This window comes from Arthrobacter sp. Y-9 (assembly GCF_029690065.1).
GTDB lineage: Bacteria > Actinomycetota > Actinomycetes > Actinomycetales > Micrococcaceae > Arthrobacter_E.
Genome location: NZ_CP121463.1, coordinates 2,203,914 through 2,228,789 on the forward strand (window position 1 = coordinate 2,203,914; position 24,876 = coordinate 2,228,789).

The window sequence follows — 24,876 nt, forward strand, 5'->3', positions numbered from 1 at the left end:
TCAGGCGTCGCTTCAAGACCCGCGGACCGCGCGCAATGCACGGGTCCCCAAATGCGAAGGCCGCGATGTGAGGGCTAGAGTGATCCATGAACACGAGTGAGTCATGTCCGGAACCCCGGCCGTGCAGGACGAGTGACCAGTTGAGAGTGCCGGAATCACCTGACCGGCGCCCGGAAGCGATTTGCCGCGCGCGGTAGCCCCTGGATCAGCGAGGCGCCGCAGTTGCATCAAAGAGAGGTTTGACGTGGCTGCTGAAGAAATCACCCCTTCGATCCTGAGCGGTCTGACCGCCGGTGTCCCCGATGTGGATCCCGAGGAGACCAGCGAATGGGTTGAATCATTCGACGCGTTGGTCAAGGAGCAAGGCACGGAGCGCGCACGCTTCATCATGCGTTCCCTGCTCCAGCGTGCCGGCGCACAGTCCGTGGGCGTCCCCATGGTCACCACCACCGACTACGTGAACACCATCCCGGTGGACCAGGAGCCGGCCTTCCCGGGCAACGAAGAGCTCGAGCGCCGCTACCGCGCCTACATGCGGTGGAACGCCGCGATCATGGTGCACCGCGCGCAGGACCCGCGGATCGGCGTCGGCGGTCACATCTCCACCTACGCGGGTGCCGCGACCCTCTATGAAGTCGGCTTCAACCACTTCTTCCGTGGCAAGGACCACCCGGGCGGCGGCGACCAGGTCTTCTTCCAGGGCCACGCCTCCCCCGGCATGTACGCCCGGGCGTTCATGGAAGGCCGTCTGAGCGAGGAAGACCTCAACGCCTTCCGCCAGGAGAAGTCCAAGGCCCCGCACGGCCTGTCCTCCTACCCGCACCCGCGCCTCATGCCGGAGTTCTGGGAATTCCCGACCGTGTCCATGGGCATCGGCCCCATGAACGCCATCTACCAGGCGCAGTCCAACCGCTACCTGCACAACCGCGGGCTCAAGGACACCAGCGACCAGCACGTCTGGGCCTTCCTCGGCGATGGCGAGATGGACGAGCCGGAGAGCCGCGGCCTGCTGCAGCTCGCGGCGAACGAAGGCCTGGACAACCTGACCTTCGTGATCAACTGCAACCTCCAGCGCCTCGACGGACCCGTCCGCGGCAACGGCAAGATCATGCAGGAGCTCGAAGCCTTCTTCCGCGGCGCGGGCTGGAACGTCATCAAGGTCGTCTGGGGCCGCGAGTGGGACGACCTGCTCGCCAAGGACCAGGACGGTTCGCTCGTCGACATCATGAACACGACGGTCGACGGCGACTACCAGACCTACAAGGCCGAGAACGGCGCCTTCGTGCGTGAGCACTTCTTCGGCCGCACCCCGCAGACCAAGGAACTCGTCGCCGACCTCACCGACGATCAGATCTGGAACCTCAAGCGCGGCGGCCACGACTACCGCAAGGTCTACGCGGCCTACAAGGCAGCCATGGAGTTCAAGGGCAAGCCCACGGTCATCCTGGCGCACACGGTCAAGGGCTACGGCCTCGGCACCCACTTCGAGGGCCGCAACGCGACCCACCAGATGAAGAAGCTGACCATGGAGGACCTCAAGGCCTTCCGCGATCACCTGCGCATCCCGATCACGGATGAAGAGCTCGAGAAGGACCTCTACAACCCGCCGTACTACCACCCGGGCACCGACGCACCGGAGATCAAGTACATGATGGAGCGCCGCGCGGCCCTCGGCGGTTCGGTTCCCGAGCGCCGTGCCAAGCACGACGAACTCGTGCTGCCGTCCGACAAGGCCTACGAGGTCGCGTACAAGGGTTCTGGCAAGCAGAAGGCGGCCACCACGATGGCCTTCGTCCGTCTCCTCAAGGACCTCCTCCGCGACAAGGACTTCGGCAAGCACGTCGCCCTGATCGTCCCGGATGAGTCCCGCACCTTCGGTATGGACGCGTTCTTCCCGACGGCGAAGATCTACAACCCGAACGGCCAGAACTACCTGTCCGTGGACCGTGAGCTCGTCCTGGCCTACAAGGAAGCCGCGACCGGTCAGCTGATCCACCCGGGCATCAACGAGGCCGGCGCCGTCGCCGCGTTCACCGCGGCCGGCACGTCCTACGCGACCCACGGCGTCCCGCTCATCCCGATCTACGTGTTCTATTCGATGTTCGGCTTCCAGCGCACCGGCGACTCCTTCTGGGCCGCCGCGGACCAGATGACGCGTGGCTTCATCATCGGCGCCACCGCCGGCCGCACAACCCTGACGGGTGAAGGTCTCCAGCACGCGGACGGCCATTCGCCGATCCTGGCCGGCACCAACCCGGCCATCCGCAGCTACGACCCGGCCTTCGGCTACGAGATCGCCCACATCATGCGGGACGGCCTGGAGCGCATGTACGGCCCGGACTCCGACGACCGGAACATCATGTACTACCTCACGGTGTACAACGAGCCGATCCACCAGCCGGCGCAGCCGGAGAACGTGGACGTCGAGGGCATCACCCGCGGCATCCACCACATCAGCTCCCCGAGCGTCGACGGCCCCCGTGCCAACGTGTTCGCCGCCGGTGTCTCCGTGCCGTGGGCCCTCGAAGCCCAGCAGGTCCTCGCCGAGGACTGGGGCGTCGCCGCCGATGTCTGGAGTGTCACCTCCTTCAACGAGCTGCGCCGCGACGGCGTGGCCGTGGACGAGCACAACCTGCTCAACCCGGAGGACCTCCAGACCCCGTACATCACGCAGAAGATGGCCGACAACCCCCACCCGGTGGTCGCCGTCTCGGACTACATGCGTGCCGTGCCGGACCAGATCCGCCAGTACCTCCCCAACCGCTTCACCGCGCTGGGTGCGGACGGCTTCGGCTTCTCCGACACTCGTCAGGCCGCGCGCCGCTTCTTCAAGAACGACACCCACTCGATCGTGGTCGCCGTTCTCCAGCAGCTGGCCGCCGAGGGCAAGGTCGACGCGACCGCGCCGCGCCAGGCGATCGAGAAGTACGATCTGAACAACGTGAACGCCGGAACCACGGGCGGTGCGGGCGGCGACGCCTGATCCCCGTCCACCGACGCTGCTGACAACTGAGGCCCGCATCCCACCGGATGCGGGCCTCAGCCGTCCCTGCGCACAGCGTCAGCCGCGCACGACGACGGCGGGCGGGGCTCGCCGTCGTCGGCGCCGCGGTCATCACCCCAGGTGGGCCGCGGCTCAGTTGTAGCCTTCACACAAAGCACCTGGCACTAAGCTTCTTAGCATGACGCAGTCCGATGGAAAGCCCTCGCCCACCCCGTCCGCCTCCGCGGACAAGGCGGAGACCTTGAAGAAGCTGCGCGCCAACGTCGGGCAGCTCTCGACCCGGACCACCCGGCAGCTCGAAGCCTCGCTCCCCTGGTACGCCCGCCTCAGCGCCGACGAGCGGTCCACGCTGGGCCTCGTGGCGCAGAACGGCATCGCCGCGTTCGTCACCTGGTACGAGCGGCCGAGTTCCCCCGCCTGGATCCTGTCCGACGTCTTCGGCACGGCGCCGAGCGAGATGACCCGCGCCATCAGCCTGCAGAAGGCGCTCCAGCTCATCCGGATCGTGGTCGAGGTGGTCGAGGAGCAGGTCCCCGTGCTCGCCCCGGAGAAGGCGCAGCCGGAACTCCGCGAGGCCGTCCTCCGGTACTCGCGCGAGGTGGCCTTCGCGGCAGCCGATGTCTACGCCCGCGCCGCCGAATCCCGCGGATCCTGGGACACCCGTCTCGAAGCGCTCATCGTGGACGCGATCCTCCGCGGCGAGAACACGGACGCCCTCAGGTCCCGGATCGCGGCTCTCGGCTGGAAGGCCCAGGAGCGCTTCACCGTGGTGGTCGGCAAGACGCCCCTGGAACCGAGCGCCAGCTACGTGAGCGAGCTGCGGCGCACTGCCGGCCGCTACGCCGACGATGCCCTGGTGGGCATCCAGGGCGACCGGCTCATCCTGGTGCTCGGCGGCCTGCACGACCGCGAAAACTCCCTCGCGAAGCTGAGCGAGCTGTTCGCACCGGGGCCCGTGGTGCACGGCCCCGAAGCGGCCTCACTCACCGACGCCAGTCTGTCCGCGCAGGCGGCGTTCGCCGGACTGACCGCGGCCCGCGCCTGGCCTGCGGCGCCCCGCCCCGTGGCGGCGGGCGACCTCCTCCCAGAGCGGGTCATCTCCGGTGACGAGACCGCCCGGCGGCAGCTCGTGGCAGGGATCTACCGTCCGCTGCTGGCGGCCTCGAACGGCTTGGTGGACACGCTGAGCAGCTACCTCGAACTCGGGCATTCGCTCGAGGCGACGGCCCGCGAACTCTTCGTCCACGCGAACACCGTGCGGTACCGGCTCAAGAGGGTCTGCGACGTCACCGGCTGGGACCCGCTGATCCCCCGCGAAGCGTATGTGCTGCAGACCGCGCTGGCGGTCGGCCGCCTCGCTCCGCCGCAGCGACCCGCGCACGACCGCCATGCAACCCGCCCACATTGACCCATTCTTGTAGACTTCCTACAAACAGGCCCCCTGAGCTTCGTTCAAGCAAACAGGCGGCAATGCCCCCTCGATTTGGAAAGCTGATTAAGTGCTAGCAATCGTCTGCCCCGGACAGGGCTCCCAGACCCCCGGTTTCCTCGCCCCCTGGCTGGAGGTCCCCGGCGTCGCCGAGCACCTGGCCGCCCTGAGCGAAGTGGCTCAGCAGGACCTGGCCGCCCACGGAACCACCTCCGATGAGGAGACCATCAAGGACACCGCCGTCGCGCAGCCGCTCATCGTGGCCGCCGGTCTGGTCTCCGCGAAGGCCCTCTTCGACGTCGAGCTCTCGACCCTGCCCGTCACCCTGGCCGGTCACTCGGTCGGTGAGATCACCGCGACCGCACTCGCCGGCGTCCTCAGCGAAGCCGACGCCATGCGCTTCGTGCGCGAGCGCGCGAACGGCATGGCCGAGGCCGCGGCCGTCACGCCCACCGGCATGAGCGCCGTCGTCGGCGGCGATCCCACCGAGGTGCTCGCCGCGATCGAGGCCTCCGGGGCCACTCCGGCGAACGTCAACGGCGCCGGTCAGGTGGTGGCCGCGGGCACGTTCGAGCAGCTCGAAGCCCTTGCCGCCAATCCGCCGGCCAAGGCCCGCGTGATCCCGCTGAAGGTCGCAGGCGCCTTCCACACCACGCACATGGCACCCGCCGTGGCCGCACTGGACGTGCTGCAGCACGAACTGGACATCCACGAACCGCAGGTTCCCCTGCTCTCCAACTACGACGGTCAGCTCGTCGCCAACGGCAAGGCCGGCGTCGCCAGCCTGGTAGCCCAGGTCTCCCGCCCGGTCCGCTGGGATCTCTGCATGGAGACGCTGCTGGCGCAGGGCGTCAAGGGCGTCATCGAGCTCTCCCCCGCCGGCACCCTCACCGGTCTCGCGAAGCGCGGCATGCCCGGGATCAAGACCGTCGCGGTCAAGACCCCGTCCGACCTCGACGCCGCCCTGGCACTCTTCGCCGAGGTCGAGCAGGACGCCGCTCCCGGCGGTTCCGGCCACCACGCGGCGGGGAACGGCGAGGGCGCGCAGGCATGACCCCCGTCCTCCGGCAGAACGACGTCCGGGCAGGAACCCGCATCCACGGTGTGGGGGCCTTCCGCCCTGACGTCGTGGTGACCAATGACGACGTCTGCCAGTGGATCGACTCCTCGGACGAATGGATCCGGCAGCGCACGGGCATCGTGACCCGGCGCCGCGCCTCCCAGGACGTGAGCGTCATCGACATGGCCGAAGGCGCCGCTCGCGACGCTCTGGTCAAGGCGGGCATCGAGGCGTCCCGTCTCGGGGCGGTCATCGTCTCCACGGTCTCACACCCTTTCGCCACGCCGTCCGCGGCGACAGCTCTGGCCGAACGCCTCGGAGCGACCCCGGCCCCCGCCTACGACATCTCCGCAGCATGCGCCGGCTACTGCTACGGCGTGGCGCAGGCGGACGCGCTGGTCCGCTCCGGCGCCGCCGAGTACGTCCTGGTGGTGGGCGCCGAAAAGCTCTCCGACTTCATCGACAACCACGAACGCACCATCTCCTTCCTTCTCGGGGACGGGGCCGGCGCGGTCGTGGTCGGCCCTTCGGACGAGCCGGGCATCAGCCCGTCCATCTGGGGTTCCGATGGCAGCAAGTGGGGCGCCATCGGCATGACGCACTCGCTCAACGACGTCCGCGGGCTGGAAAGCCTCGCCGCGGCAGGTGACGAGGACGCCGTCGTCGAAGCCGCGCGGAACATCTGGCCGACCATGCGCCAGGACGGCCCCACGGTCTTCCGCTGGGCCGTCTGGGAGATGGCCAAGGTGGCACAGTCCGCGCTCGACGCCGCCGGCGTCGCCGCCGAGGATCTGAGCGCCTTCGTGCCGCACCAGGCGAACATGCGCATCATCGATGAGATGGTGAAGCAGCTCAAGCTTCCCGAGCACGTCAAAGTCGGGCGGGACATCGCCGATTCGGGCAACACGTCCGCAGCGTCGATCCCCCTGGCCATGCACCGCCTGCTCGAGGAGAATCCGGACATCAGCGGCGGCCTCGCCCTGCAGATCGGCTTCGGGGCCGGTCTGGTGTTCGGAGCGCAGGTGGTCCGGCTCCCCTGAGCCTCATGACTTCCCGACCACAACTTCACAAGCACCGGTCAGCACAAGCTGGCCGTCAAGCCCCGGCAGCTGCCGGAACAACACAGAAAAGGAGCCGACATGGCTAGCAACGAAGAGATCCTGGCCGGCCTGGCTGAAATCGTCAACGAGGAGACCGGCCTGGCTCCCGAGGCTGTCGAGCTGGACAAGTCCTTCACGGAGGACCTGGACATCGACTCCATCTCCATGATGACCATCGTGGTGAACGCTGAGGAGAAGTTCGGCGTGCGCATCCCCGACGAAGAGGTCAAGAACCTCAAGACCGTCGCCGACGCCGTGAACTTCATCGCGAACGCCCAGGCCTGATCGCCTGCTGCCGGAGCTGACCACCCCGGGATGACCACATCCCGAGGTGGCGCTCCCTGGCACGGCGGGCGGCGGCGCCCCTCTCAACCGAGGACGCCACCGCCCGCCCTGCCCGTGCCGGACGCCGTCCCAGGAGGCGCCCACCACGGCACTCCCCTGAACCTGACGCCCTACAGGGCAGACCCTTAGATCACTTGGAGAGTGACGATGCCTCGCAAAGTTGTCATCACCGGCCTCGGTGCCACCACGCCCATCGGTGGCGACGTCCCCACTCTGTGGAAGAACGCCCTCAAGGGCGTCTCCGGCGCGCGCACCCTCGAGGACGAGTGGGTCAGCACCTACGAGCTCCCCGTCACTTTCGCAGCCCGCTGCTCCGAACCGGCGTCTGAGAAGCTCAGCCGTGTCGAGATGAAGCGCATGGACCCGTCCACCCAGTTCGGTGTGGTCGCGGCCCGCGAAGCCTGGGCGGACTCCGGCATCGAAGACATGGACAAGGACCGCCTCGGCGTGGCCTTCGCCACCGGCATCGGCGGCGTCTGGACCCTGCTGGACGCCTGGGACACGCTCAAGGAGCGTGGCCCCCGCCGCGTGCTGCCCATGACCGTGCCGATGCTCATGCCCAACGGCGTGGCCGCGGCCGTGAGCCTGGACCTCGGCGCCCGTGCCGGCGCCCACACCCCCGTGTCGGCGTGCGCCTCCGGCACCGAGGCCCTGCACCTGGGCCTGGACCTGATCCGCTCGGGCAAGGCCGATGTGGTCATGTGCGGTGGCGCGGAAGCCGCCATCCACCCGATGCCGATCGCCGCGTTCGCCTCCATGCAGGCCCTGTCCCGCCGGAACGACGACCCGCAGCACGCTTCGCGTCCGTACGACGTGAACCGTGACGGTTTCGTCATGGGTGAAGGCGCCGGCGCACTGGTGCTCGAGGCCGAGGAACACGCTCTGGCCCGCGGCGCCCGCATCTACGGCGAGCTGGCCGGCACTTCGGTCACCGCTGACGCGTACCACATCACGGCTCCGGACCCCGAGGGCCTGGGCGCCACCCGCGCGCTCAAGGCCGCCATGTTCGACGGCCGTATCCAGCCGGAGGACGTGGTGCACGTGAACGCCCACGCCACCTCCACCCCAGTGGGCGACAAGCCCGAGTACACCGCCTTGCGTGCCGCTCTGGGCACCCACGTGGACGACGTGGCGGTCTCCGCCACCAAGTCCCAGATGGGTCACCTCCTGGGCGCCTCCGGCGCCGTGGAGGCCGTGTTGACGGCGCTGGCGGTCTACGAGCGCAAGGCACCGGTCACGATCAACCTGGAGAACCAGGACCCGGAGATCCCGCTGGACGTGGTCACCAAGACCGCCCGCGAGCTCCCCGCCGGTGACATCGTGGCGCTGAGCAACTCGTTCGGCTTCGGCGGCCACAACGCCGTGATCGCGGTCCGTAACTACTGATCCGCACGCAGCCGCATTGACGACGACGGCGCCGCTCACCTGATGGTGAGCGGCGCCGTTCTCGTTGGTGCAGGATTTCCCTTGCCGCGGCTGCGCTGCGGACAGCCTCGAGGCGCGTGGGGTCCGACGGCATTCACGCTCGGTGCCGGCCCATGGCTTGGAGGACGGGCCGTCCCGAGGATGTGCGCGTAGTGCTGCGCGTCAGAGGGAGTCAGCCCACCTGGTGGAGCCAGCGGACGTTGGAACCTTCCGAGGCGTGACGGAACGGCTCCAATTCCTCGTCCCAGGCTTCGCCGAGGGCGAGCGAGAGCTCATGGTAGACGGCGGCGGGGTCGCCGGCACCGGCTTCGTAGGCGAAGCGGATCCGGTCTTCGGAGACCATGATGTTGCCGTGAGCGTCCGTGACGGCGTGGAAGATGCCGAGTTCCGGGGTATGGGACCAGCGGCCGCCATCGGTTCCGGGCGACGCTTCTTCGGTCACTTCGTAGCGGAGATGAGTCCAGCCACGGAGCGTGGACGCCAGCTGGATCGCGGTCCCGGGGGCACCGGTCCAGGCCAGCTCAGCCCGGAACATTCCAGGCGCGGCGGGCTGAGCCATCCACTCCAGGGTGGCCGAATCGTCCAGCAGCGATGCGACGGCCCACTCGACGTGGGGGCACAGCGCAGCTGGGGCGGAGTGCACGAACAGCACTCCCCGAGTCATTGCAACAGACATCCCATCCTCCTTAGCCGTAGGTACGTCTTCCCCAACGCCCTCGACTCCGTGAAGTCCGGTGATTCCTGTGTCGCCTTCTTGCAGGCTCTTGAGTTGTCTGTGGCCTTGCGGCACCGGCCGATGGTTCAAGCACTACTTGAACCCCGGCGCTGGTTCTTATTGTGCCGTAGGGCGGTGATTTGTGCCAGTGGCGGAGTCGCCCGGCCGGTGCGCGCACGGCGAGGCATGAGGTTTTCAGGCTCGGGGATGAGCCTGGCGGTAGCTGTCCCTGAGGCGTTCGACGGAGACGTGGGTGTACAGCTGGGTGGTGGCAGGCGTGCTGTGGCCCAGGAGTTCCTGCACGGCCCGGAGTTCCGCACCGCCGTCCAGGAGGTGGGTGGCGGCCGTGTGGCGGAGAGCGTGGGGCCCGGTGGCCGCGGTGTCCCCCAGGGTGGCGAAGCGGTCCGCCACCAGGCTGCGGATCTGCCGCGGATCCACTCGCCCGCCTCGCGCGCCGAGGAAGAGCGCAGGACCGCTCGACGCCGTGACCAGCGCAGGCCGTCCCCGCCGCAGCCAGTCGACGATCGCGCGGGAGGCGGGAACGCCGAAGGGAACGGTGCGTTCCTTGTCTCCCTTGCCGAGGACCCGAAGTGTGCGGCGTTCCAGATCAACGTCGTCCACGTCGAGGCCGACCAGTTCCCCCACGCGGATGCCCGAGGCATACAGGGTCTCGACCACGGCGAGGTTACGCAGTGCGACAGGATCGGCTTCCTGGGCCGCAGCCTGCAGGTCCTGGAGCACCTTGTCCATCTGTGCCGGACGGAGCACGGTGGGCAGGCCAGAGGTCTTCTTCGGCGACCGCAGCCGAAGCGTGGGGTCCTGCGTGATCCCGCCTTCGCGCAGGAGCCACGCGAAGAAGGTCCTGGCGCTGGCCGCATGCCGCGCCAGGGTGGCCCGCGCCATCCCCCGAGCCGAATGGTCCGCGAGCCACTCGCGCAGCAAATGAAGGTCCACGTCATCCCAGGACGTCGCCCCGGCCTTCGCGGCGAACTCCTGCAACTGCCGGACGTCCGTGAGGTACGCCCGCAGGGTGTTCCCGGACCGGCCCCGCTCGCCCGTGAGGTACCGAGCGTATTCGTCCAGGATGCTGTCCTGGAAGGGGGCTGGTTTCTGTGGCACCTCTCCACTGTGCCGCCCTCGTGGGCCAGGATCAAGCCGGACACGGAAGGGGCCGGCCTGGTCCGAGCCGGACCAGGCCGGCTGAGAGCGAGTCTCGCTGGATCCGGAGGCGCAGGTCTGGCAGCGGTGAATCGGGCGGTGCCGGATCCTGTAGTGCCAGATCTGCGGCTGGTGGGTCTGCCCTGGCCGGATCGGGCAGCCCACTCCCCTCCAATCTCTCATACGGGATTCCTCGTCGGCCCTCGGCGCCAGAGAAGCCCGACGGATTCCGCCAGTCCCAGCACCTGGAGGCGTCCCAGCCCCGCACGGACTGCCAGCAGGCTGAGCCCGGCCACCACGCAGAGCTTCTCCGGCGGGACGGGGGTCCGCAGCGGCAGGGCGTCCAGGAGGATCAGATCCTCCAAGGTCAATCCGTCCTGAATCGCCGCTTCATCCCTCTGACGGAGATTACCGCCGGCATCCGAGGGCCCTCCCAGCAGTTCAAGCACCTCCGTGACATCGGTGACGAGGACAGCCCCGCCGTCGCGCAGGAGCCGATGACAGCCGGCACTATTGGCCGACAGCACCGAACCTGGGACGGCTGCCACGGGTCGGCCCAGGGCCTCGGCGTGGTGGGCCGTGTTCAGAGCGCCGGACCTCCACCGGGCCTCGACCACCACCGTCGCTCCGGCGAACGCAGCGATCATCCTGTTCCGCTGAAGGAACCTGTACCGGGTCGGCGCAGCTCCAGGTGGCACCTCCGCGAGCACCAGCCCACGGCGAGCGACCGTCCTCAGGAGCTCGTCATTGCCGCTCGGGTAGAAGCGGTCCAGCCCACCCGCCATGAAGGCGACGGTCGGGGCCCGGTCCCCGCCAGGATCGGCTCCTGCCAAAGCCGCGCGATGCGCATGCGCATCGATCCCGTAGGCACCGCCGGAGACCACCGTGAACCCGCGTCGCGCCAGCCCGTGGGCGATATCGGCACTGACCGTGGCGCCGTACGCGGTGGAATCACGCGACCCCACCACCGCCACCGCCCGCCCGGCGTCCGGAAGGAGGGAAGGGTTCCCCCGGAACCAGAGTCCTAGCGGGGCTTGGAGCTCGAGATCATCCAGTTGCCGCGGCCATTCCGCGTCCGACGGCATCAGGAATCCGCCGCCGAGCCGGTGCAGCACCATGAGATCCCGTTCGGGTGCCAAGGACGGCACTCGAGGCCTCCACCGTCCGAAGGCTGCGCCGAGGCCCTTCCACGTCGTGTTCCCGCTGTGCTCAGCGAGCAGATCCTGCAGTGAAGCCTCCAGGCGCTGATCCGGATCGCCCCCGGAGACGATGAGGTCGAGTGCCTCTTCCGGGCCGAGGACCGCGACCAGGGCGAGCCCCACCGCGTCCTGCGGTTCGAACAACCGTGTCAGAGAAGCACGGGCCAGAAGTTCACTCATGCTGCCGCCTCCGGCGTCCTCAAGGCGAGCGCGAGGCCCACGTGGTCACCGCTCGGAGTCGTGGAGCCGTCCAGATCGGCCAGCGTCCACGCCAGGCGCAGGACTCGGTCATAGCCGCGGGCGCTGAGCGACCCACGGTCCATGGCCGCATCGAGAATGCGGGTCGAAGCACGATCCGGCCGCAGACCGCCCCGCAGGATCTTGCCCGGGACCATCGAGTTGGTCTCCAGACCGAAAGCCCTGAGGCGTTCGCCCTGTGCCTCGCGGGCGAGGCGTACTCGATCCCGGACCGTAGCGGTGTCTTCGTTCTCCCCTTGCGAGTCCAGATCCAGACGGCTGATCTTCTGGACCCCTAGCTGGATGTCCACGCGGTCCAGAAGTGGTCCCGAGAGGCGCCCGAAGTAGCGTCGCCGTGCCAGCGGGGTGCAGGTGCAGTCCAGACCCTTGCCGCTCGCCTTGCCGCACGGGCAGGGGTTGGCCGCCAAGAGCAGCTGGAAGCGCGAAGGATAAGAGGCGCTGCCCCCGGCCCGGTGGATCACGAGCTTTCCGTGTTCCAGGGGCTGGCGCAGCGCGTCGAGGACCCTTCGCTCGTACTCCGGAGCCTCGTCCAGGAAGAGCACCCCGCGATGAGCCCTTGAGGCGGCGCCCGGCCGGGGCAGACCCGCACCGCCGCCCACGATGGCCGCACACGTCGCCGTGTGGTGAGGGTTTTCGAAGGGCGGCTGCCGGATGAGTTCGGTGCGGACTTCTCCTTGCATTGCCAGCGAGTGGATGCTCGTCACTTCGAGCGCGGCGTCATCCTCCAGGGCGGGAAGCAGACCCGGCAGCCGCTCGGCCAGCATCGTCTTCCCCGCTCCCGGCGGGCCGACCATGAGCATGTGGTGCGCCCCGGCCGCGGCCACCTCCAAGGCGAAACGCGCCTCGTGCTGGCCGGCGACGTCCGCCAGATCCGGCACAGGAGCGGAGAGCTCCACAGTCTCCTCCTTACCGTTGGAATCAGCCGGATCGAAGTCCAGGTTCAACTCCTTCGGATCCGCACCGAAGTCGAACACCAGCCGGGCGAAGGTCCGATACGAGGACACCTCCGCACCCGGCACCAAAGACGCTTCGGCGGCGTTACCACGAGCCACCACCACCCGGGAATGACCAGCCTTGACCGCCGCGGCGACCGCCGGCAGCACGCCCCGCACCGGACGCAACCGCCCATCCAGGCCCAGCTCCGCCAGGAACACCACACCCTCGGTCCCCCGGATCTCCCCGTTCGCAGCGATCGCCGCGACAGCGATGGCCAGATCGAATCCCGAACCGCGCTTCGGCAACGACGCGGGAAACAGATTCACGGTGATCTTCCGGCGGCTCAACGGGATCCCCGAGTTCGACGCACACGCCCGGATCCGCTCCCTCGACTCCGACAACGCGGTGTCCGGCAGGCCGAGAATGACGAATCCCGGAAGGGTGTTCCCGATGTCCGCCTCGACCTCCACCACCCGGCCTTCGAGACCATGAAGCGCCACGGACAGGGACCTTCCGACCCCGTTCCCGCCCGCCATCAGCCGATCCCTCTCAGGTGCTCGATGACCGGCTCTTCACCGCGCGCGGCGATGACGGCGATGGCATCCAGCCGGCGGCGCGGAAGACGCAGCCCCCGCTCCGCGGTCCACCGACAGGCCAGCTGATGCAAGCGGGCAAGCTTCGGGGGCGTCACCGCCTCAAAAGGATGCCCATAGTCCAGGCTGCTCCTGGTCTTGACCTCGGCCACCACCAGGGTGTCACCGTCCACGGCCACGATGTCCAGCTCCCCCGCAGCGCACCGCCAGTTCTGCTCCACCACCCGGATTCCCTGGTCCTCCAGGAAATCCGCGGCAAGCTCCTCACCTCGCTGCCCGAGCGCGTCCTTCGCTCTCATGTCCCTCACCTCCACACCCAGTCTCGAGGCAGGTCAACAAGGAACAGAGAGGGGAATCAGCGGATGTGGACAAACCTTGAGGCGAACAGCCCACAGGCACCCGCGCGCGCCGTCGTCGGCCGGACAGGAACTCAGAGCGCTACGGCGCGCTCACCGCTCGTGAACGGTGCCGACCGCCTCAGACACAGACTCCTCAGTATGCTGGCCGCGGAACAGCAGCAGCGCCCCACCGAGCACTGTGACGGCACCACCGAGGCACACGGCCCACGGAACCAGTGAGTCACCGGCATCCGGAAGGGCGAACAACAGCGACACGACGGCCGCGGCCGCGAGCGAGCTGAGAGCGGCGACGGACGCAGTCGTCGAGACGATCCGCCCGGTGAGCTCCGCAGGCGCGGCTTCGAGGAGGATGGGTGACTGCACGACGGCGTAGAGGCTGAACAGGAACCCGCTCACGAACATGAGCGCGAAGGACACGGCGTGGTCCGGCGTCCACGCCAGCAGCCCGTAGCTCACTCCCAGCGCCGCAAGGCTCGCGGAGAAGAGCCGGTGGAGGTTCCCGCCTGCGACCAGTCGATGCGCGGCCACCGCCCCCACGAAGCCGCCCACCCCGAACAAGGAGGACCCCAGTCCGTAGTCGATGAGGGTCCCGCCTTTGGTGTCCACCCAGAGCAGCACCAGGGCCACGTTGTTCACCCCCAGCGGCACGCCGTACAGCACCGATCCGAGCAGCACGAACCGGAGCCGGGGCACCGTCCAGGAGGCCTTCCACCCGGCGATCAGCGCAGCGAAGAACCCGGGCCGAACGCCTGCGGGTGGTGCTCCGTCACCGGTCGTGGGCGGGAACCCCGTGAGGCTCAGGACCGTGCCCACGGCGAACAACAGGGTGATGAGGAGCAAACTGACCTCAAGGCCGGCGGCGGTGAAGGCGAACGGCCCCAGCGACGCCGACACGATACTCAGCGCGGTGAGCACGGTCATGGAAAGACTGGAGGCGGAGCCCCGCAGCTCCTGCGGCACGTACTGCTGGACGGCCTTGGCGCGGGCCGCCGTGAACAGCTGGTTCACCGTGGAGCAGCAGACCACGAGCACGAGCAGGACCACGGCCAGGCACGGCACCTCGGTCCGGCCCAGATACGCACTGCCCGCGGCGACCGCGGCGAGTCCGGCACGGGCCGCCGTCGAGATCTTCAGCGAGAGCGCGGCGCCGAGGGAGTCCGCGTAGACCCCCATGACGGCCGCACCGAAGATCCTCGGGACCGTGGACAGCACCACGTAGGAACCGAGGAGCAGGGAGCGCACCCCCGGATCCGTGACCGTGGCGGCGACGATCCAGCAGTACACCACGGATTCCAGGAGGAACTCCGCGAAGACGGTCGCCGACATCACCTGCAGGAGACGACGGAACCCGGAAATCCGCAGGACGGAACCGCGCGCGTCACTCACGTCGGTCCGCCCACGGGCACATCAGTTTCCGAGGTCTCCGGGCTGCGGCAGACCCAGGTCATCGTTGCGGGGCAGTTCCTCGACGTTGACGTCCTTGAACGTGATGACCCGGACGTTCTTGACGAAGCGGGCCGTGCGGTAGACGTCCCAGACCCAGGCGTCGGTGAGCTTCAGGTCGAAATAGACCTCACCGTCGGCGCTGCGGGCGTTCAGGTCCACGTGGTTCGCCAGATAGAAGCGCCGTTCGGTTTCCACGACGTAGCTGAACAGCCCCACCACATCCCGGTACTCCCGGTACAGCTGGAGTTCCATCTCCGTCTCGTAGTTCTCAAGATCCTCGGCACTCATGCCTCCATCTTCCCCCAGGCGGGACGTGAGTGCACACCGGCCCGTGGGCGAGCCAATCGGCTCAGAGGAGTTTCCAGCTCCGGCGGTGGTGATCGCACGGCCCGAGCTGCCGGATCGCGTCCTTGTGGGTGGCCGTGCCGTACCCCTTGTTGACGTCCCAGCCGAACGCCGGGTGCTCCACGGCCAGCTCGGCCATGATCGCGTCACGCTCGACCTTCGCCAGGATGCTGGCGGCCGCCACGCCCTGGCAGTCCATGTCGGCCTTGATGCGCATGGTCACCGGGATGTCGCGGATGTCCACTGCGGACGCGACGACGGCGGCGAAGCCCGCGGTCACCGGCGCGGCACTGGCAGGAGCGAACAGGTCGAACAGTGACTCCTCCGGCCTCTGGAGCCAATTGTGCTTGCCGTCCAGCAGGACGGCGTCCGCCCGCCCACCCGCGGCCACCACACCATGCCAGGCACGCTGCGCGGCGAGGGCCAGCGCCTCCACGATCCCGAGCGCGTCGATCTCGGCCGCTGTGGCGTGTCCCACGGCGCAGAACGCGGCCCACTCCCGGACCACGGGCGCGAGTTCCTCCCGGCGCGCCGCCTTGAGAAGCTTCGAATCCCGCACGTCCGGCAGCTCCACGAGCGCCGTGAGGTCAAGGACGGTCAGCCCCACGCTCACGGGTCCGGCCAGCGCTCCGCGGCCCACCTCATCGAGGCAGGCAAGGTACCGGACGGACGGCCCGGCCAGGGACCGTTCCATGTCGAGGGTGGGGGCGGCCATGACTACTCCCCCGAGTGGGTGGTGCCCGCGGACGCGCCCTGATCCGGGCGGCTGTCTTCGGCCGCCTTGGACGGGGCGGGGACGTCCTTGAACACGTCCGGGTAGTTGTCCAGCACGGACATGCGGTTCAGCGGAAGCACGATGACCGCGGCCCGGCCCTGGATGTCCTTGATGTCGATGAAGCCGCTGCCCGGCCCCTCCACGTGGGCACGGGAGTCGGCGGAGTCGTTCCGGTTGTCCCCCATGACCCAGATCTTGCCTTCGGGCACGACCACGTCGAAGGGCTTCACCACAGGGGTGCTGTCCGGGTTGATGTACTTCTCGTTCAGGCTGGCGCCGTTGATCTGGATCCGGCCTTGCGCGTCGCAGCACACCACGTGATCGCCAGGCAGCCCGATGAGCCGCTTGACCAGGTACTGCTTGGTGTCATCCGCCTGCAGGCCGAGGAACACCAGGGCGTCCCCGATCCACGCGAACGGGCCGCGGCTCTCGGCCGGCGGCGGCGTGAGCCAGCCCTTGGTGTCGCGGAAGACCACCACGTCGCCGCGTTCCAGGGCGATCGGATTGGGCACCAGGCGGTTGACGAAGATCCGGTCATCGACTTCGAGGGTGTGGACCATCGAAGGACTCGGCACGAAGAAGGCCTGGAAGAAGAAGGTCTTGATGAGGAAGGACAGCACCACCGCGGCGGCGACGATGCCGCCCACCTCCTTCACGAAGGACAGCAGCGGATGATCCTTCTTCCGTTGCCGTGCCCGGCTCTTGCGATCCTGCGGAGCCTCTTCAGGCTGGGGTTCCGGTTCGGGAAGGTGTGCTCCCAATGCCGTCCTTCCGTTCAGGTCACGGGCCAGTTGCCGGTGACGGAATCTGTCCAAATCTATCAAGAGGCCACACGATGCTCTCCGCCCGTCCGATGACACGGTCGAGCGCGATCATGCCACCGCCCGGAGCCCCGAGCAGCGCGCGTGAGTCGCGGGACACCGAGCGGTGATCGCCCATGACCCACAGACGATCCTCCGGCACTTTCACGTCGAACGCGACGTCACTCGCCGTGTCCCCAGGAAACAGATAGCTTTCCGGCACGGACTTCCCGTTCACTTCGAGCTTTCCGTCCACGGTGCAGCAGTGCACCCGGTCCCCGCCGACACCGATGACGCGCTTCACATACACGGTGTCGTGCCCGATCACGCCGAGCCACTGCCCGATCGACGTGAACGCGTCGAGTACGGGTCCCCGCCCGCTCTCGGCCGGGTCGAGGGAACCCCGTCCGTCGAAGACCACCAGGTCACCGCGCTGCGGCGGATGGCCTTGGAACGCCGTGCGGGACACGGCGATCCGGTCCCCTTCCTGCAGCAGCGGCTCCATGGAGGCGGAGGGGATGTAATACACGTCCACCCACAGGGCGCGGACGCAGGAGACGAGGAGGATGGCGAGAACCACCCCGGAAGCGACAAAACGCCAGCCCCGCAGAGGGTTCTGGCGTTTTGTCGTCTTCATGCGAAGGAAGATCTCAGGAGCGTCCCGCCGAGGCGGAGACGCTGACCCGAAGTCTTACTTGGCGTTGCTGAAGTCGCGCTTTTCCTTGATCTTCGCAGCCTTGCCGCGGAGCTTGCGCATGTAGTACAGCTTGGCGCGACGCACGTCACCACGGGTGACGAGCTCGATCTTCTCGATGATCGGGGAGTGCACCGGGAAGGTACGCTCCACGCCGACACCGAAGGAGACCTTGCGGACCGTGAAGGTCTCGCGCACGCCGGCGCCCTGACGACCCATGACGAAGCCCTGGAAGACCTGAACACGGCTGTTCTTGCCTTCGATGATGTTGACGTGCACCTTCAGGGTGTCGCCGGGGCGGAAGTCGGGGACATCGTTGCGCAGCGACGCTGCATCGATGGAATCGAGGATGTTCATATCCATACTCCTGGCGGGCGCCACAGGTCATCCGCTTGGGTAGCCAGCGCCGCGACGGCCGGAGCCGGGCACGGTGCTGAAGTTGCAAGCCGCGGTCCCCTTGTGGGTTCCGCGGTGGTCCTCTTGTTGACGGCACACCCCCTGTGGCAGGCGGCAGCCCAATGGACACCAAGAATCAATTTTGCCACAGCCACGGGGGCGAGGCCAATCCGGCGACCGGCAAGAGGATCACTCCCCCGCCGGCATCAGCGCGCGGCGCCTCAAGCTCCGGAGTCGCCGCTCTCGGGACGGCGCACCAGACGGCCGCCGACGACGTCGTACCCCAGCGCCGAGAACGCCTCGCGGTCCGCGCGGGGCAGCTTCGCCGCGTCGAAGTCCGCGAGCAGGTCCGGCCTGCGCTCGGCCGTCCGGGCGTACTGCTGGTGACGGCGCCACTGGGCGATCTTGCCGTGGTTCCCGGACAGCAGGACGTCGGGAACCTCGTGGTCCCGCCAGGACGAAGGCTTGGTGTAAACGGGGTACTCGAGGAGGCCGTCGGAGTGGGACTCCTCCACGAGGGACTCGGCGTTCCCCACCACGCCGGGCACCAGCCGGCCGATCGCTTCGACCATGGCCATGACGGCCACCTCGCCGCCGTTCAGGACGTAGTCGCCGAGGCTGACGGGCCGGACGTCGAAGTGCTCCTGCGCCCAGTCGATCACGCGCTCGTCGATGCCTTCGTACCGGCCGCAGGCGAAGACCAGCTGCGGCTCCTCGGCCAGCTCGTACGCCATCGCCTGGGTGAAGCGCGCCCCCGCGGGAGACGGGACGATCAGGACCGGCTTGCCCTTACGGGTCCCCTCCTCCGGAAGGACCGATTCGAGTGCCTGGGCCCACGGCTCGGGCTTCATGACCATCCCGGCGCCGCCACCGTACGGGGTGTCATCCACGGTGCGGTGCCGGTCGGTGGTGAAGTCGCGGAGGTCGTGGACCTCGAGCGACAGGAGGCCGTCCTGGCGGGCCTTGCCGAGCAGCGAAAGCCCCAGCGGCTGCAGGTACTCCGGGAAGATGCTGATGACGTCGATGCGCATGGGTCAGGCCTCGTCGCCGGACGGGGCGGAGCCCTCCTGCTCGGCGTTCAGTTCCAGCAGTCCCGGCGGCGGGGTCAGCAGGACGTAGCCCTCTTCGGGGTCGATCTCGGGGACGATTTCGTCCACGAACGGGATCAGCACGTCCCGGCCGTCGACGGCGCGGATGACCAGCAGGTCCTGGACCGGCATGGTGCGGAGTTCGGTGACGGCGCCGACCTTCTCGTCCCCCACTCGGACCTCCAAGCCGAGCAGTTCGTGCTCGTACCAGCCCTCGTCCTCGCCGTCGTCCTCCAGTTCGTCACTGTCCACGAAGAGGTAGGTGCCGCGGAGCTCCTCGGCGCGGTTGCGGTCCCGCACGGCGTCGAAGCCGAGCAGGAGCGTGCCTTTGTTCCAGCGCGCGCTGGTCACCGTGAGTGGGCCGTTGGCCGCCGGCTCGGTGACGAACTCGGCGCCTGGGACGAAGCGGCCCTCGGGATCGTCCGTGAACAGTTCGACGGTGACTTCCCCACGGATGCCGTGCGGCCTGCCCAAGCGTGCAACCTGGAGCTGCATGTTCCACCTACCAATTCATGTCTGTCGATGGCGCCGGGAGCGCCGGGTTTACACCGTGAAGGTCTTCTGAGGATGTCATCTGACGGGAACGGCCCCTCCACCACGAGGGCGGAGGGGCCGTTCCGGCATGAGCCTTGTCGCAGGCCGGTTCTAACGACGACGTTCGCCGTCGACGACGTCCACGCGGACGGGGCCACCCTCGGACAGGGCGCCCACCACCGTGCGGAGCGCGCGTGCCGTACGGCCCTGACGGCCGATGACTCGGCCCAGGTCGTCGTCGTTCACACGAACCTCGAGGCTCTCTCCGCGGCGGCCGCTCTTGGCGGCGACGGAGACATCCTCGGGGCTGTCCACGATGCCGCGGACCAGGTGCTCAAGAACCTCGGGAAGCAACTACTCAGCCTCGGTGGTCTCGGCGGCTTCCTCGGAAGCCTCCTCAGCCTTCTTGGCCTTCGGGGTGATGGCTTCCGGCATGACGACGGAGTCGGTGGACGGAGCCACGAACGCCGGCTTGGCTTCCTTGGTCTTCAGGGTGCCCTCGGCGCCCGGGAGACCCTTGAACTTCTGCCAGTCACCGGTGATCTTGAAGAGGTTCAGAACCTGCTCGGTCGGCTGAGCGCCAACGGACAGCCAGTACTGAGCACGCTCGGAGTCGACCTCGATGTAGGAGGGCTGCTCGGTGGGGTGGTACTTGCCGATCTCCTCGATGGCACGGCCATCGCGGCGGGTGCGGGAATCCGCAACGACGATACGGTAGTACGGTGCGCGCATCTTGCCGAAGCGCTTGAGGCGAATCTTAACGGCCACTGTTGTGGTCACTCCTGTTTCTGAAACGGGGTTGAACCCAGCGTTCTGCTCCCGTGGGGCGGGCCATACTGGAGGGTTCGAAAGGAACATGATCCTGCACGGGAAGAGGGGCCACGCAGATCAGGTACCCGTCCATTATGCCAGAGACGGCCAAGGGTGCCTAATGCGCCGCGCAGCGCGCTGAACCACGGCGTCCGACGCCGGACTTCGAGCCCCGGAGCACCAAGGGCTTCTCGCCGCTCCCCCATCCCTCCGCACGGCTTCCCGCGTCGCCATCGTGCAATAAGTCGCCATCGTGCAATAATCTGCGTATGGACGCAGATAAGCAGATATGCGGAATGGATCCCGACGGTCAGTACGTGGAACTCGCCGTGGAGGTCTTCACCCTGCTCGCGGACGCCACCCGGGTGCGGATCATCCTGGCCCTGCGACGCGAGGAGGAACTCTCCGTCAATCACCTCGCCGAACTGGTGGGCAAGTCCCCCGCCGCGGTGTCGCAGCATCTGGCCAAGCTGCGGATGGCCCGGATCGTCGCCACCCGGCAGGAAGGGCAGAGGGTGTTCTACCGGCTCGAGAATGAGCACGCCTCCCAGCTCGTCTCCGACGCGATCTTCCAGGCGGAACACTCCCTGGGCGGGCTCCCGCGCCACCACCACACCGAACGGGGCGGAGCATGACAGCGGACGAGCGCGCCCACGCGCACGCGCACGCAGGACCTCAGCACGGACATGGAGCGCACGGGCACTCCCACAATCACCCCCAAGGCCACTCCCACGATCACGGCCATGACCACGCGCACCCCTCGGGACTGAAGGGCTTCCTCCACGGCCTCTTCGTCCCGCATTCCCACGACACTTCCGACTCGATCGACGATGCCCTCGAAGCGCACTCTGAAGGCATCCGCGCGCTGAAACTGAGCCTCGTCATCATGGGGCTGACCACGGCCGCGCAGGCCGCCGTGGTCAGCTTCTCGGGTTCGGTGGCCCTGCTGGCCGACACCATCCACAATCTGTCCGACGCCCTGACGGCGGTGCCTCTGTGGATCGCTTTCGTGCTCTCCCGCCGGGCCGCGACGAGGCGCTACACCTACGGCTTCGGCAGGTCGGAGGATCTGGCGGGCCTGTTCATCGTGCTCATGATCGCCCTGTCCTCCGTGATCGCCGCGTGGGAGGCCGTGGACCGGATCATCACGCCGCGTCCGGTGGAGAACATCGGCTGGGTGATCGCCGCCGGCGTCATCGGGTTCCTCGGCAACGAGGCAGTGGCGGTCTACCGCATCCGGGTGGGCCGGCGGATCGGATCGGCCGCACTCGTCGCCGACGGCGTCCACGCCCGCACGGATGGCTTCACGTCGCTCGCCGTGGTCCTCGGCGGCGTGGGAGTCCTGCTCGGTTTCCCCCTCGCGGATCCCCTGGTCGGACTGCTGATCTCGGTCATGATCGCAGTGCTCCTCATCGGCACCGTCCGTTCCGTGGGACGCAGGCTCATGGACGGGATCGAGCCCGAGCTCCTGGGACGCGCGGAGCACGCGCTCGGGCATGTCGCCCGGATCGAGACGGTCGAGCGGGTTCGCCTCCGCTGGGTCGGTCACCGTCTGCACGGCGACGCCGTCGTCCGCACCTCGGCCCTCACACTCGCCGAGGCCGATCAGGTGGCGGAAGAGGCTGAAGACACCCTGAAGCGGCACCTGCCCACACTGGACGAGGTGACGGTGCGGGTCACCGCGACCCGCCCGGCCTGAGCCGGGGACATCCACGTCCCGGCGACAGAAAGGCGTGTGGGCGCCGGCCCCTCAGGACCGGCGCCCACACGCCTTTCGCGAACCTCAGGCCGAGTACAGGTACAGCCGGTTCCGGGAGGAGGAATCGGTCCTGCCCGCGAGCGCGGACAAGGCGAGCAGGTACTGCTGCGCCTCGCCGGCCGCGAACGGCACGTCCTCGTCGGCCGCCCACTGGACCGCCACGGACTGCAGCGCGGGGTCCTCGCCGTCGCTCTGGTAGCCGGGCAGTTCCTCCAGGACGCGGACGGCGGAGGCCGGGAAGGCGTACAGCTCGTCGACGGCGATGTCCGCCATCTCGAGCTCCTGTTCGCCCTGGGTGTGCACGGCCTGCGCGGCCAGGGAGCACAGCTGCTCGACTTCGAAATCACTGATGCCGGGGATCCGGAGAGACGACCCGTCAGGGGCCGCACCCCCGGACAAAGCCTTGGCCCGCTGCAGGGCCTCCTGGTGAGTGGCGATGAAGACCTCTACGAAAGCGTTCGACTGGCTCATGTCATCCTCGGGTTCGTCGGTGGCGCTGGGGGTTCCCGGATCTCCAGGACGACTGGAGCCGGATGGCTTCAGGCTATCCCACCGCGATGCGCACCTGGTTGCGCCACGGGTCTTCGAAGCGCAATTCCGCACCGGTGTGGTGATGGGCCACCCCGGCGACGCGGAGACGGTCCGCGAGCGCCGCGACGTCGTCGTCCGCCGGGACATGGAGGAGGACCTCGCCGAGCCCCAGCGTGTCCTTGCGCGGACCGGCTCCGCGGCTGTTCCACACGTTCATGGCCATGTGGTGGTGATAGCCGCCGGCCGAGACGAAGAGGGCGCTGTTCCCGATCTCCGCGGTGCGCTCGAAGCCCAGCGTGTCCACGTAGAAGCGCGCGGCGGTCGCGACGTCCCCCACCTGGAGATGCACATGCCCGACGTCGGCACGCGCCTGCCGCTGCTGCTGCAGCGCGGTTTCACTCAGGTGCTCGCCGAGGTAGCCGTTGGGATCCAGCGGCAGCGAGTCCATGACGACGGTGCTCCCGTCCCAGGACCATTCGCTGCGCGGACGGTCGTAGTACAGCTCGATGCCGTTGCCCTCGGGGTCGCCGAAGTAGAACGCCTGGCTGACGAGGTGATCGGCGCTCCCCTGGAAGAGCCGCGCGTCATAGGACGCGGCGGTGGCCAGCGTGGCCGCGAGGGACGCCTGATCCTCGAAGAGGAGCGCGGTGTGGAAGAGCCCGGCCTCTCCCCGGCCCGGAAGCTGCAGCCCGGCGGCCGGCTCCAGGTGCACGAGGGCGGCGTCGCCGCGGCCGAGGTAGAGGCCGCCGTCCCGTTCGGCGACGACCTCCAGGCCGAGTGCGCGCTGGTAATAGTCGCTCATGAGGTTCATGTCGGCGACCTTGAGCATGACGGTCCCCATGCTCAGATCGGCGGGGAGGAGGTCCTGGGACTGCGGGAGCGAAGTGTTCATACCTCTAAAATTACTTGAAGCTTCAATTTATTCCATCCCGGTGGCGCGTTTTTCGCCCGGCAGGTCACCATTCAGGACCACGCGGCGTGGCGCGGCCAGCGTCCCCAGGTTCCGGCGCGGGTCCTGCGCGTACAGCACCACATCAGCCGGAGCGCCCTCCTCGAGGTTCTCCGCCCCGAGCCACTCCCGGGCGGACCAGCACGCGGCGTCCAGGGCCACCACCGACGGCAGCCCCGCGCGGTGCAGCTCCGCGATCTCGTCCGCGATCCGCCCGTGCGCGATCACGCTGCCGGCGTCCGTCCCCGCGAAGATCTGGACCCCGGCCGAATAGGCACGGGCGACGTTCTCGTAGCGCCGCTCCCAGAGCGCGTGCATGTGCGCCGCATAGACCGGGAACTTCGGTTCGGCCTGGGCCACGATGTCCGGGAACGTGGCGATGTTGATCAGGGTGGGGACGATCGGGATGCCCGCCTCCACGAGCCGGGGCAGGTGCTCCGGCTGGAGACCCGTCGCGTGTTCGATGCAGTCGATCCCGGCGGCGATGACATCGTCCAGGACCTCCTCGCCGAAGCAGTGCGCCGTGACCCGGGCGCCCTCCTCGTGGGCCGCGGCGATCGCCTCCGCCACCAGATCGGCGGGGAACGACGGGCGGAGGTCGCCGGCGTCGCGGTCGATCCAGTCCCCCACCAGCTTCACCCAGCCCCGCGGGTCAGCAGCCACGGAAAGGCGAGCCTGTTCGCGGACGGTCTCGACGAGGTCCCGGTCCTCAACCTCGAGGGCCAGGCCGCGGAGGTAGCGACGGGAGGCGGCGACGTGCCGCGCCGCCCGGATGATGCGCGGCGCGTCGGCCCGCCCGGTGAGCCAGCGGGTGTCCGCCGGGGACCCGGCGTCGCGCACCAGAAGAGTGCCCGCGGCCAGATCGGCGCGCGCCTGCGCCAAGGAGGTGGGTTCGTCCGCGGCGCCGCCCTCCACGAGGCCGATGTGGCAATGCGCGTCCACCAGGCCGGGGACCACCCAGCCGTCCAGCGTGAGGTCCGGTTCCACCGTCGGCATGCTGAACGTCAGGCGCCCGTCCACGGACCAGAGCCCGAGGGCTTCGTCGTCCGGCCCCAGCAGAACGGGGCCTGTGAACTCGATGACTGGATGGCGTCGCATGTCCGGCATGGCTTCAAGCGTAGGTCAGTGCGCCGGCGAGCGGGAGATGACGGTCACGGTCCGGGCGTTG

The 24,876-nt window shown here is 68.5% G+C and carries 26 protein-coding genes; 8 read left to right on the top strand and 18 right to left on the bottom strand.

Features of this window, described 5'->3' with window-relative positions; translation table 11 throughout:
* The first annotated feature begins 244 nt into the window (after window positions 1-244).
* The 6 genes from aceE to fabF all read left to right on the top strand — a co-directional run bounded on the left by aceE (window position 245) and on the right by fabF (window position 8,324).
* A complete protein-coding gene (aceE, locus tag P9849_RS09900) occupies window positions 245-2,983 on the top strand; it encodes a pyruvate dehydrogenase (acetyl-transferring), homodimeric type (RefSeq protein WP_278266651.1) in 2,739 nt (912 codons plus the stop codon).
* A 199-nt stretch (window positions 2,984-3,182) separates the two neighbouring features.
* Window positions 3,183-4,412, top strand: a complete 1,230-nt coding sequence (locus tag P9849_RS09905; protein WP_278266652.1) for a helix-turn-helix domain-containing protein — start codon at window positions 3,183-3,185, stop codon at window positions 4,410-4,412.
* Between the two features lie 91 nt (window positions 4,413-4,503).
* Window positions 4,504-5,487, top strand: a complete 984-nt coding sequence (locus tag P9849_RS09910) for an ACP S-malonyltransferase (protein WP_278266653.1) — start codon at window positions 4,504-4,506, stop codon at window positions 5,485-5,487.
* Window positions 5,484-6,533, top strand: coding sequence for a beta-ketoacyl-ACP synthase III (locus P9849_RS09915; protein WP_278266654.1), 1,050 nt, complete (start codon window positions 5,484-5,486; stop codon window positions 6,531-6,533). Before P9849_RS09910 ends, P9849_RS09915 begins: the two co-directional genes overlap by 4 nt.
* A gap of 99 nt (window positions 6,534-6,632) precedes the next feature.
* On the top strand, window positions 6,633-6,878 hold the full coding sequence (locus tag P9849_RS09920; protein ID WP_066210694.1) for an acyl carrier protein: 246 nt from the start codon (window positions 6,633-6,635) through the stop codon (window positions 6,876-6,878).
* A 207-nt stretch (window positions 6,879-7,085) separates the two neighbouring features.
* On the top strand, window positions 7,086-8,324 hold the full coding sequence (gene fabF, locus P9849_RS09925; protein ID WP_278266655.1) for a beta-ketoacyl-ACP synthase II: 1,239 nt from the start codon (window positions 7,086-7,088) through the stop codon (window positions 8,322-8,324).
* A 211-nt stretch (window positions 8,325-8,535) separates the two neighbouring features.
* Here fabF and P9849_RS09930 read toward each other — a convergent pair whose 3' ends face one another.
* The 15 genes from P9849_RS09930 to rpsP all read right to left on the bottom strand — a co-directional run bounded on the left by P9849_RS09930 (window position 8,536) and on the right by rpsP (window position 20,427).
* Window positions 8,536-9,039 (bottom strand): DUF3145 domain-containing protein, encoded by a 504-nt coding sequence (locus P9849_RS09930; RefSeq protein ID WP_278266656.1) that lies wholly within the window; start codon window positions 9,037-9,039, stop codon window positions 8,536-8,538.
* Window positions 9,040-9,273: 234 nt separating this feature from the next.
* Window positions 9,274-10,197 (bottom strand): tyrosine recombinase XerC, encoded by a 924-nt coding sequence (locus P9849_RS09935; protein ID WP_278266657.1) that lies wholly within the window; start codon window positions 10,195-10,197, stop codon window positions 9,274-9,276.
* Between the two features lie 218 nt (window positions 10,198-10,415).
* Window positions 10,416-11,615, bottom strand: coding sequence for a DNA-processing protein DprA (gene dprA, locus P9849_RS09940; RefSeq protein ID WP_278266658.1), 1,200 nt, complete (start codon window positions 11,613-11,615; stop codon window positions 10,416-10,418).
* Window positions 11,612-13,165, bottom strand: a complete 1,554-nt coding sequence (locus tag P9849_RS09945) for a YifB family Mg chelatase-like AAA ATPase (RefSeq protein ID WP_278266659.1) — start codon at window positions 13,163-13,165, stop codon at window positions 11,612-11,614. Before P9849_RS09945 ends, dprA begins: the two co-directional genes overlap by 4 nt.
* Entirely contained in the window at window positions 13,165-13,530 is a 366-nt protein-coding gene (locus P9849_RS09950) for a YraN family protein (RefSeq protein WP_278266660.1), read from the bottom strand. The genes P9849_RS09945 and P9849_RS09950 overlap by 1 nt, the downstream gene beginning before the upstream one ends.
* Before the next feature lie 141 nt (window positions 13,531-13,671).
* Window positions 13,672-14,967: an MFS transporter gene (locus tag P9849_RS09955; protein ID WP_278266661.1), complete on the bottom strand. Its 1,296-nt coding sequence runs from the start codon at window positions 14,965-14,967 to the stop codon at window positions 13,672-13,674.
* Between the two features lie 21 nt (window positions 14,968-14,988).
* Window positions 14,989-15,315, bottom strand: a complete 327-nt coding sequence (locus P9849_RS09960) for a DUF2469 domain-containing protein (RefSeq protein ID WP_278266662.1) — start codon at window positions 15,313-15,315, stop codon at window positions 14,989-14,991.
* 61 nt (window positions 15,316-15,376) lie between these two features.
* Window positions 15,377-16,087, bottom strand: a complete 711-nt coding sequence (locus P9849_RS09965) for a ribonuclease HII (RefSeq protein WP_278266663.1) — start codon at window positions 16,085-16,087, stop codon at window positions 15,377-15,379.
* Between the two features lie 2 nt (window positions 16,088-16,089).
* Window positions 16,090-16,908, bottom strand: coding sequence for a signal peptidase I (gene lepB / locus P9849_RS09970; protein ID WP_278266664.1), 819 nt, complete (start codon window positions 16,906-16,908; stop codon window positions 16,090-16,092).
* A 19-nt stretch (window positions 16,909-16,927) separates the two neighbouring features.
* Window positions 16,928-17,584: a signal peptidase I gene (lepB, locus tag P9849_RS09975; RefSeq protein WP_278266665.1), complete on the bottom strand. Its 657-nt coding sequence runs from the start codon at window positions 17,582-17,584 to the stop codon at window positions 16,928-16,930.
* Window positions 17,585-17,638: 54 nt separating this feature from the next.
* Entirely contained in the window at window positions 17,639-17,998 is a 360-nt protein-coding gene (gene rplS, locus P9849_RS09980; RefSeq protein WP_066210717.1) for a 50S ribosomal protein L19, read from the bottom strand.
* A 260-nt stretch (window positions 17,999-18,258) separates the two neighbouring features.
* Window positions 18,259-19,068 (bottom strand): tRNA (guanosine(37)-N1)-methyltransferase TrmD, encoded by an 810-nt coding sequence (trmD, locus tag P9849_RS09985; protein ID WP_278266666.1) that lies wholly within the window; start codon window positions 19,066-19,068, stop codon window positions 18,259-18,261.
* 3 nt (window positions 19,069-19,071) lie between these two features.
* On the bottom strand, window positions 19,072-19,620 hold the full coding sequence (gene rimM / locus P9849_RS09990; RefSeq protein ID WP_278266667.1) for a ribosome maturation factor RimM: 549 nt from the start codon (window positions 19,618-19,620) through the stop codon (window positions 19,072-19,074).
* Between the two features lie 150 nt (window positions 19,621-19,770).
* Entirely contained in the window at window positions 19,771-20,013 is a 243-nt protein-coding gene (locus tag P9849_RS09995; protein WP_278266668.1) for an RNA-binding protein, read from the bottom strand.
* Entirely contained in the window at window positions 20,014-20,427 is a 414-nt protein-coding gene (rpsP, locus tag P9849_RS10000) for a 30S ribosomal protein S16 (protein ID WP_278266669.1), read from the bottom strand.
* 311 nt (window positions 20,428-20,738) lie between these two features.
* Between rpsP and P9849_RS10005 the strand changes: the two genes are divergently transcribed.
* A complete protein-coding gene (locus P9849_RS10005; protein ID WP_278266670.1) occupies window positions 20,739-21,104 on the top strand; it encodes a metalloregulator ArsR/SmtB family transcription factor in 366 nt (121 codons plus the stop codon).
* Window positions 21,101-22,168, top strand: coding sequence for a cation diffusion facilitator family transporter (locus tag P9849_RS10010; RefSeq protein WP_278266671.1), 1,068 nt, complete (start codon window positions 21,101-21,103; stop codon window positions 22,166-22,168). The genes P9849_RS10005 and P9849_RS10010 overlap by 4 nt, the downstream gene beginning before the upstream one ends.
* An 84-nt stretch (window positions 22,169-22,252) precedes the next feature.
* Here P9849_RS10010 and P9849_RS10015 read toward each other — a convergent pair whose 3' ends face one another.
* The 3 genes from P9849_RS10015 to P9849_RS10025 all read right to left on the bottom strand — a co-directional run bounded on the left by P9849_RS10015 (window position 22,253) and on the right by P9849_RS10025 (window position 24,815).
* Entirely contained in the window at window positions 22,253-22,699 is a 447-nt protein-coding gene (locus P9849_RS10015) for a hypothetical protein (RefSeq protein ID WP_144627463.1), read from the bottom strand.
* Window positions 22,700-22,772: 73 nt separating this feature from the next.
* Window positions 22,773-23,651 (bottom strand): VOC family protein, encoded by an 879-nt coding sequence (locus P9849_RS10020; protein ID WP_278266672.1) that lies wholly within the window; start codon window positions 23,649-23,651, stop codon window positions 22,773-22,775.
* Between the two features lie 27 nt (window positions 23,652-23,678).
* Complete coding sequence (locus P9849_RS10025; protein ID WP_278266673.1) at window positions 23,679-24,815, bottom strand: amidohydrolase family protein; 1,137 nt, start codon at window positions 24,813-24,815, stop codon at window positions 23,679-23,681.
* Between the last annotated feature and the right edge of the window lie 61 nt (window positions 24,816-24,876).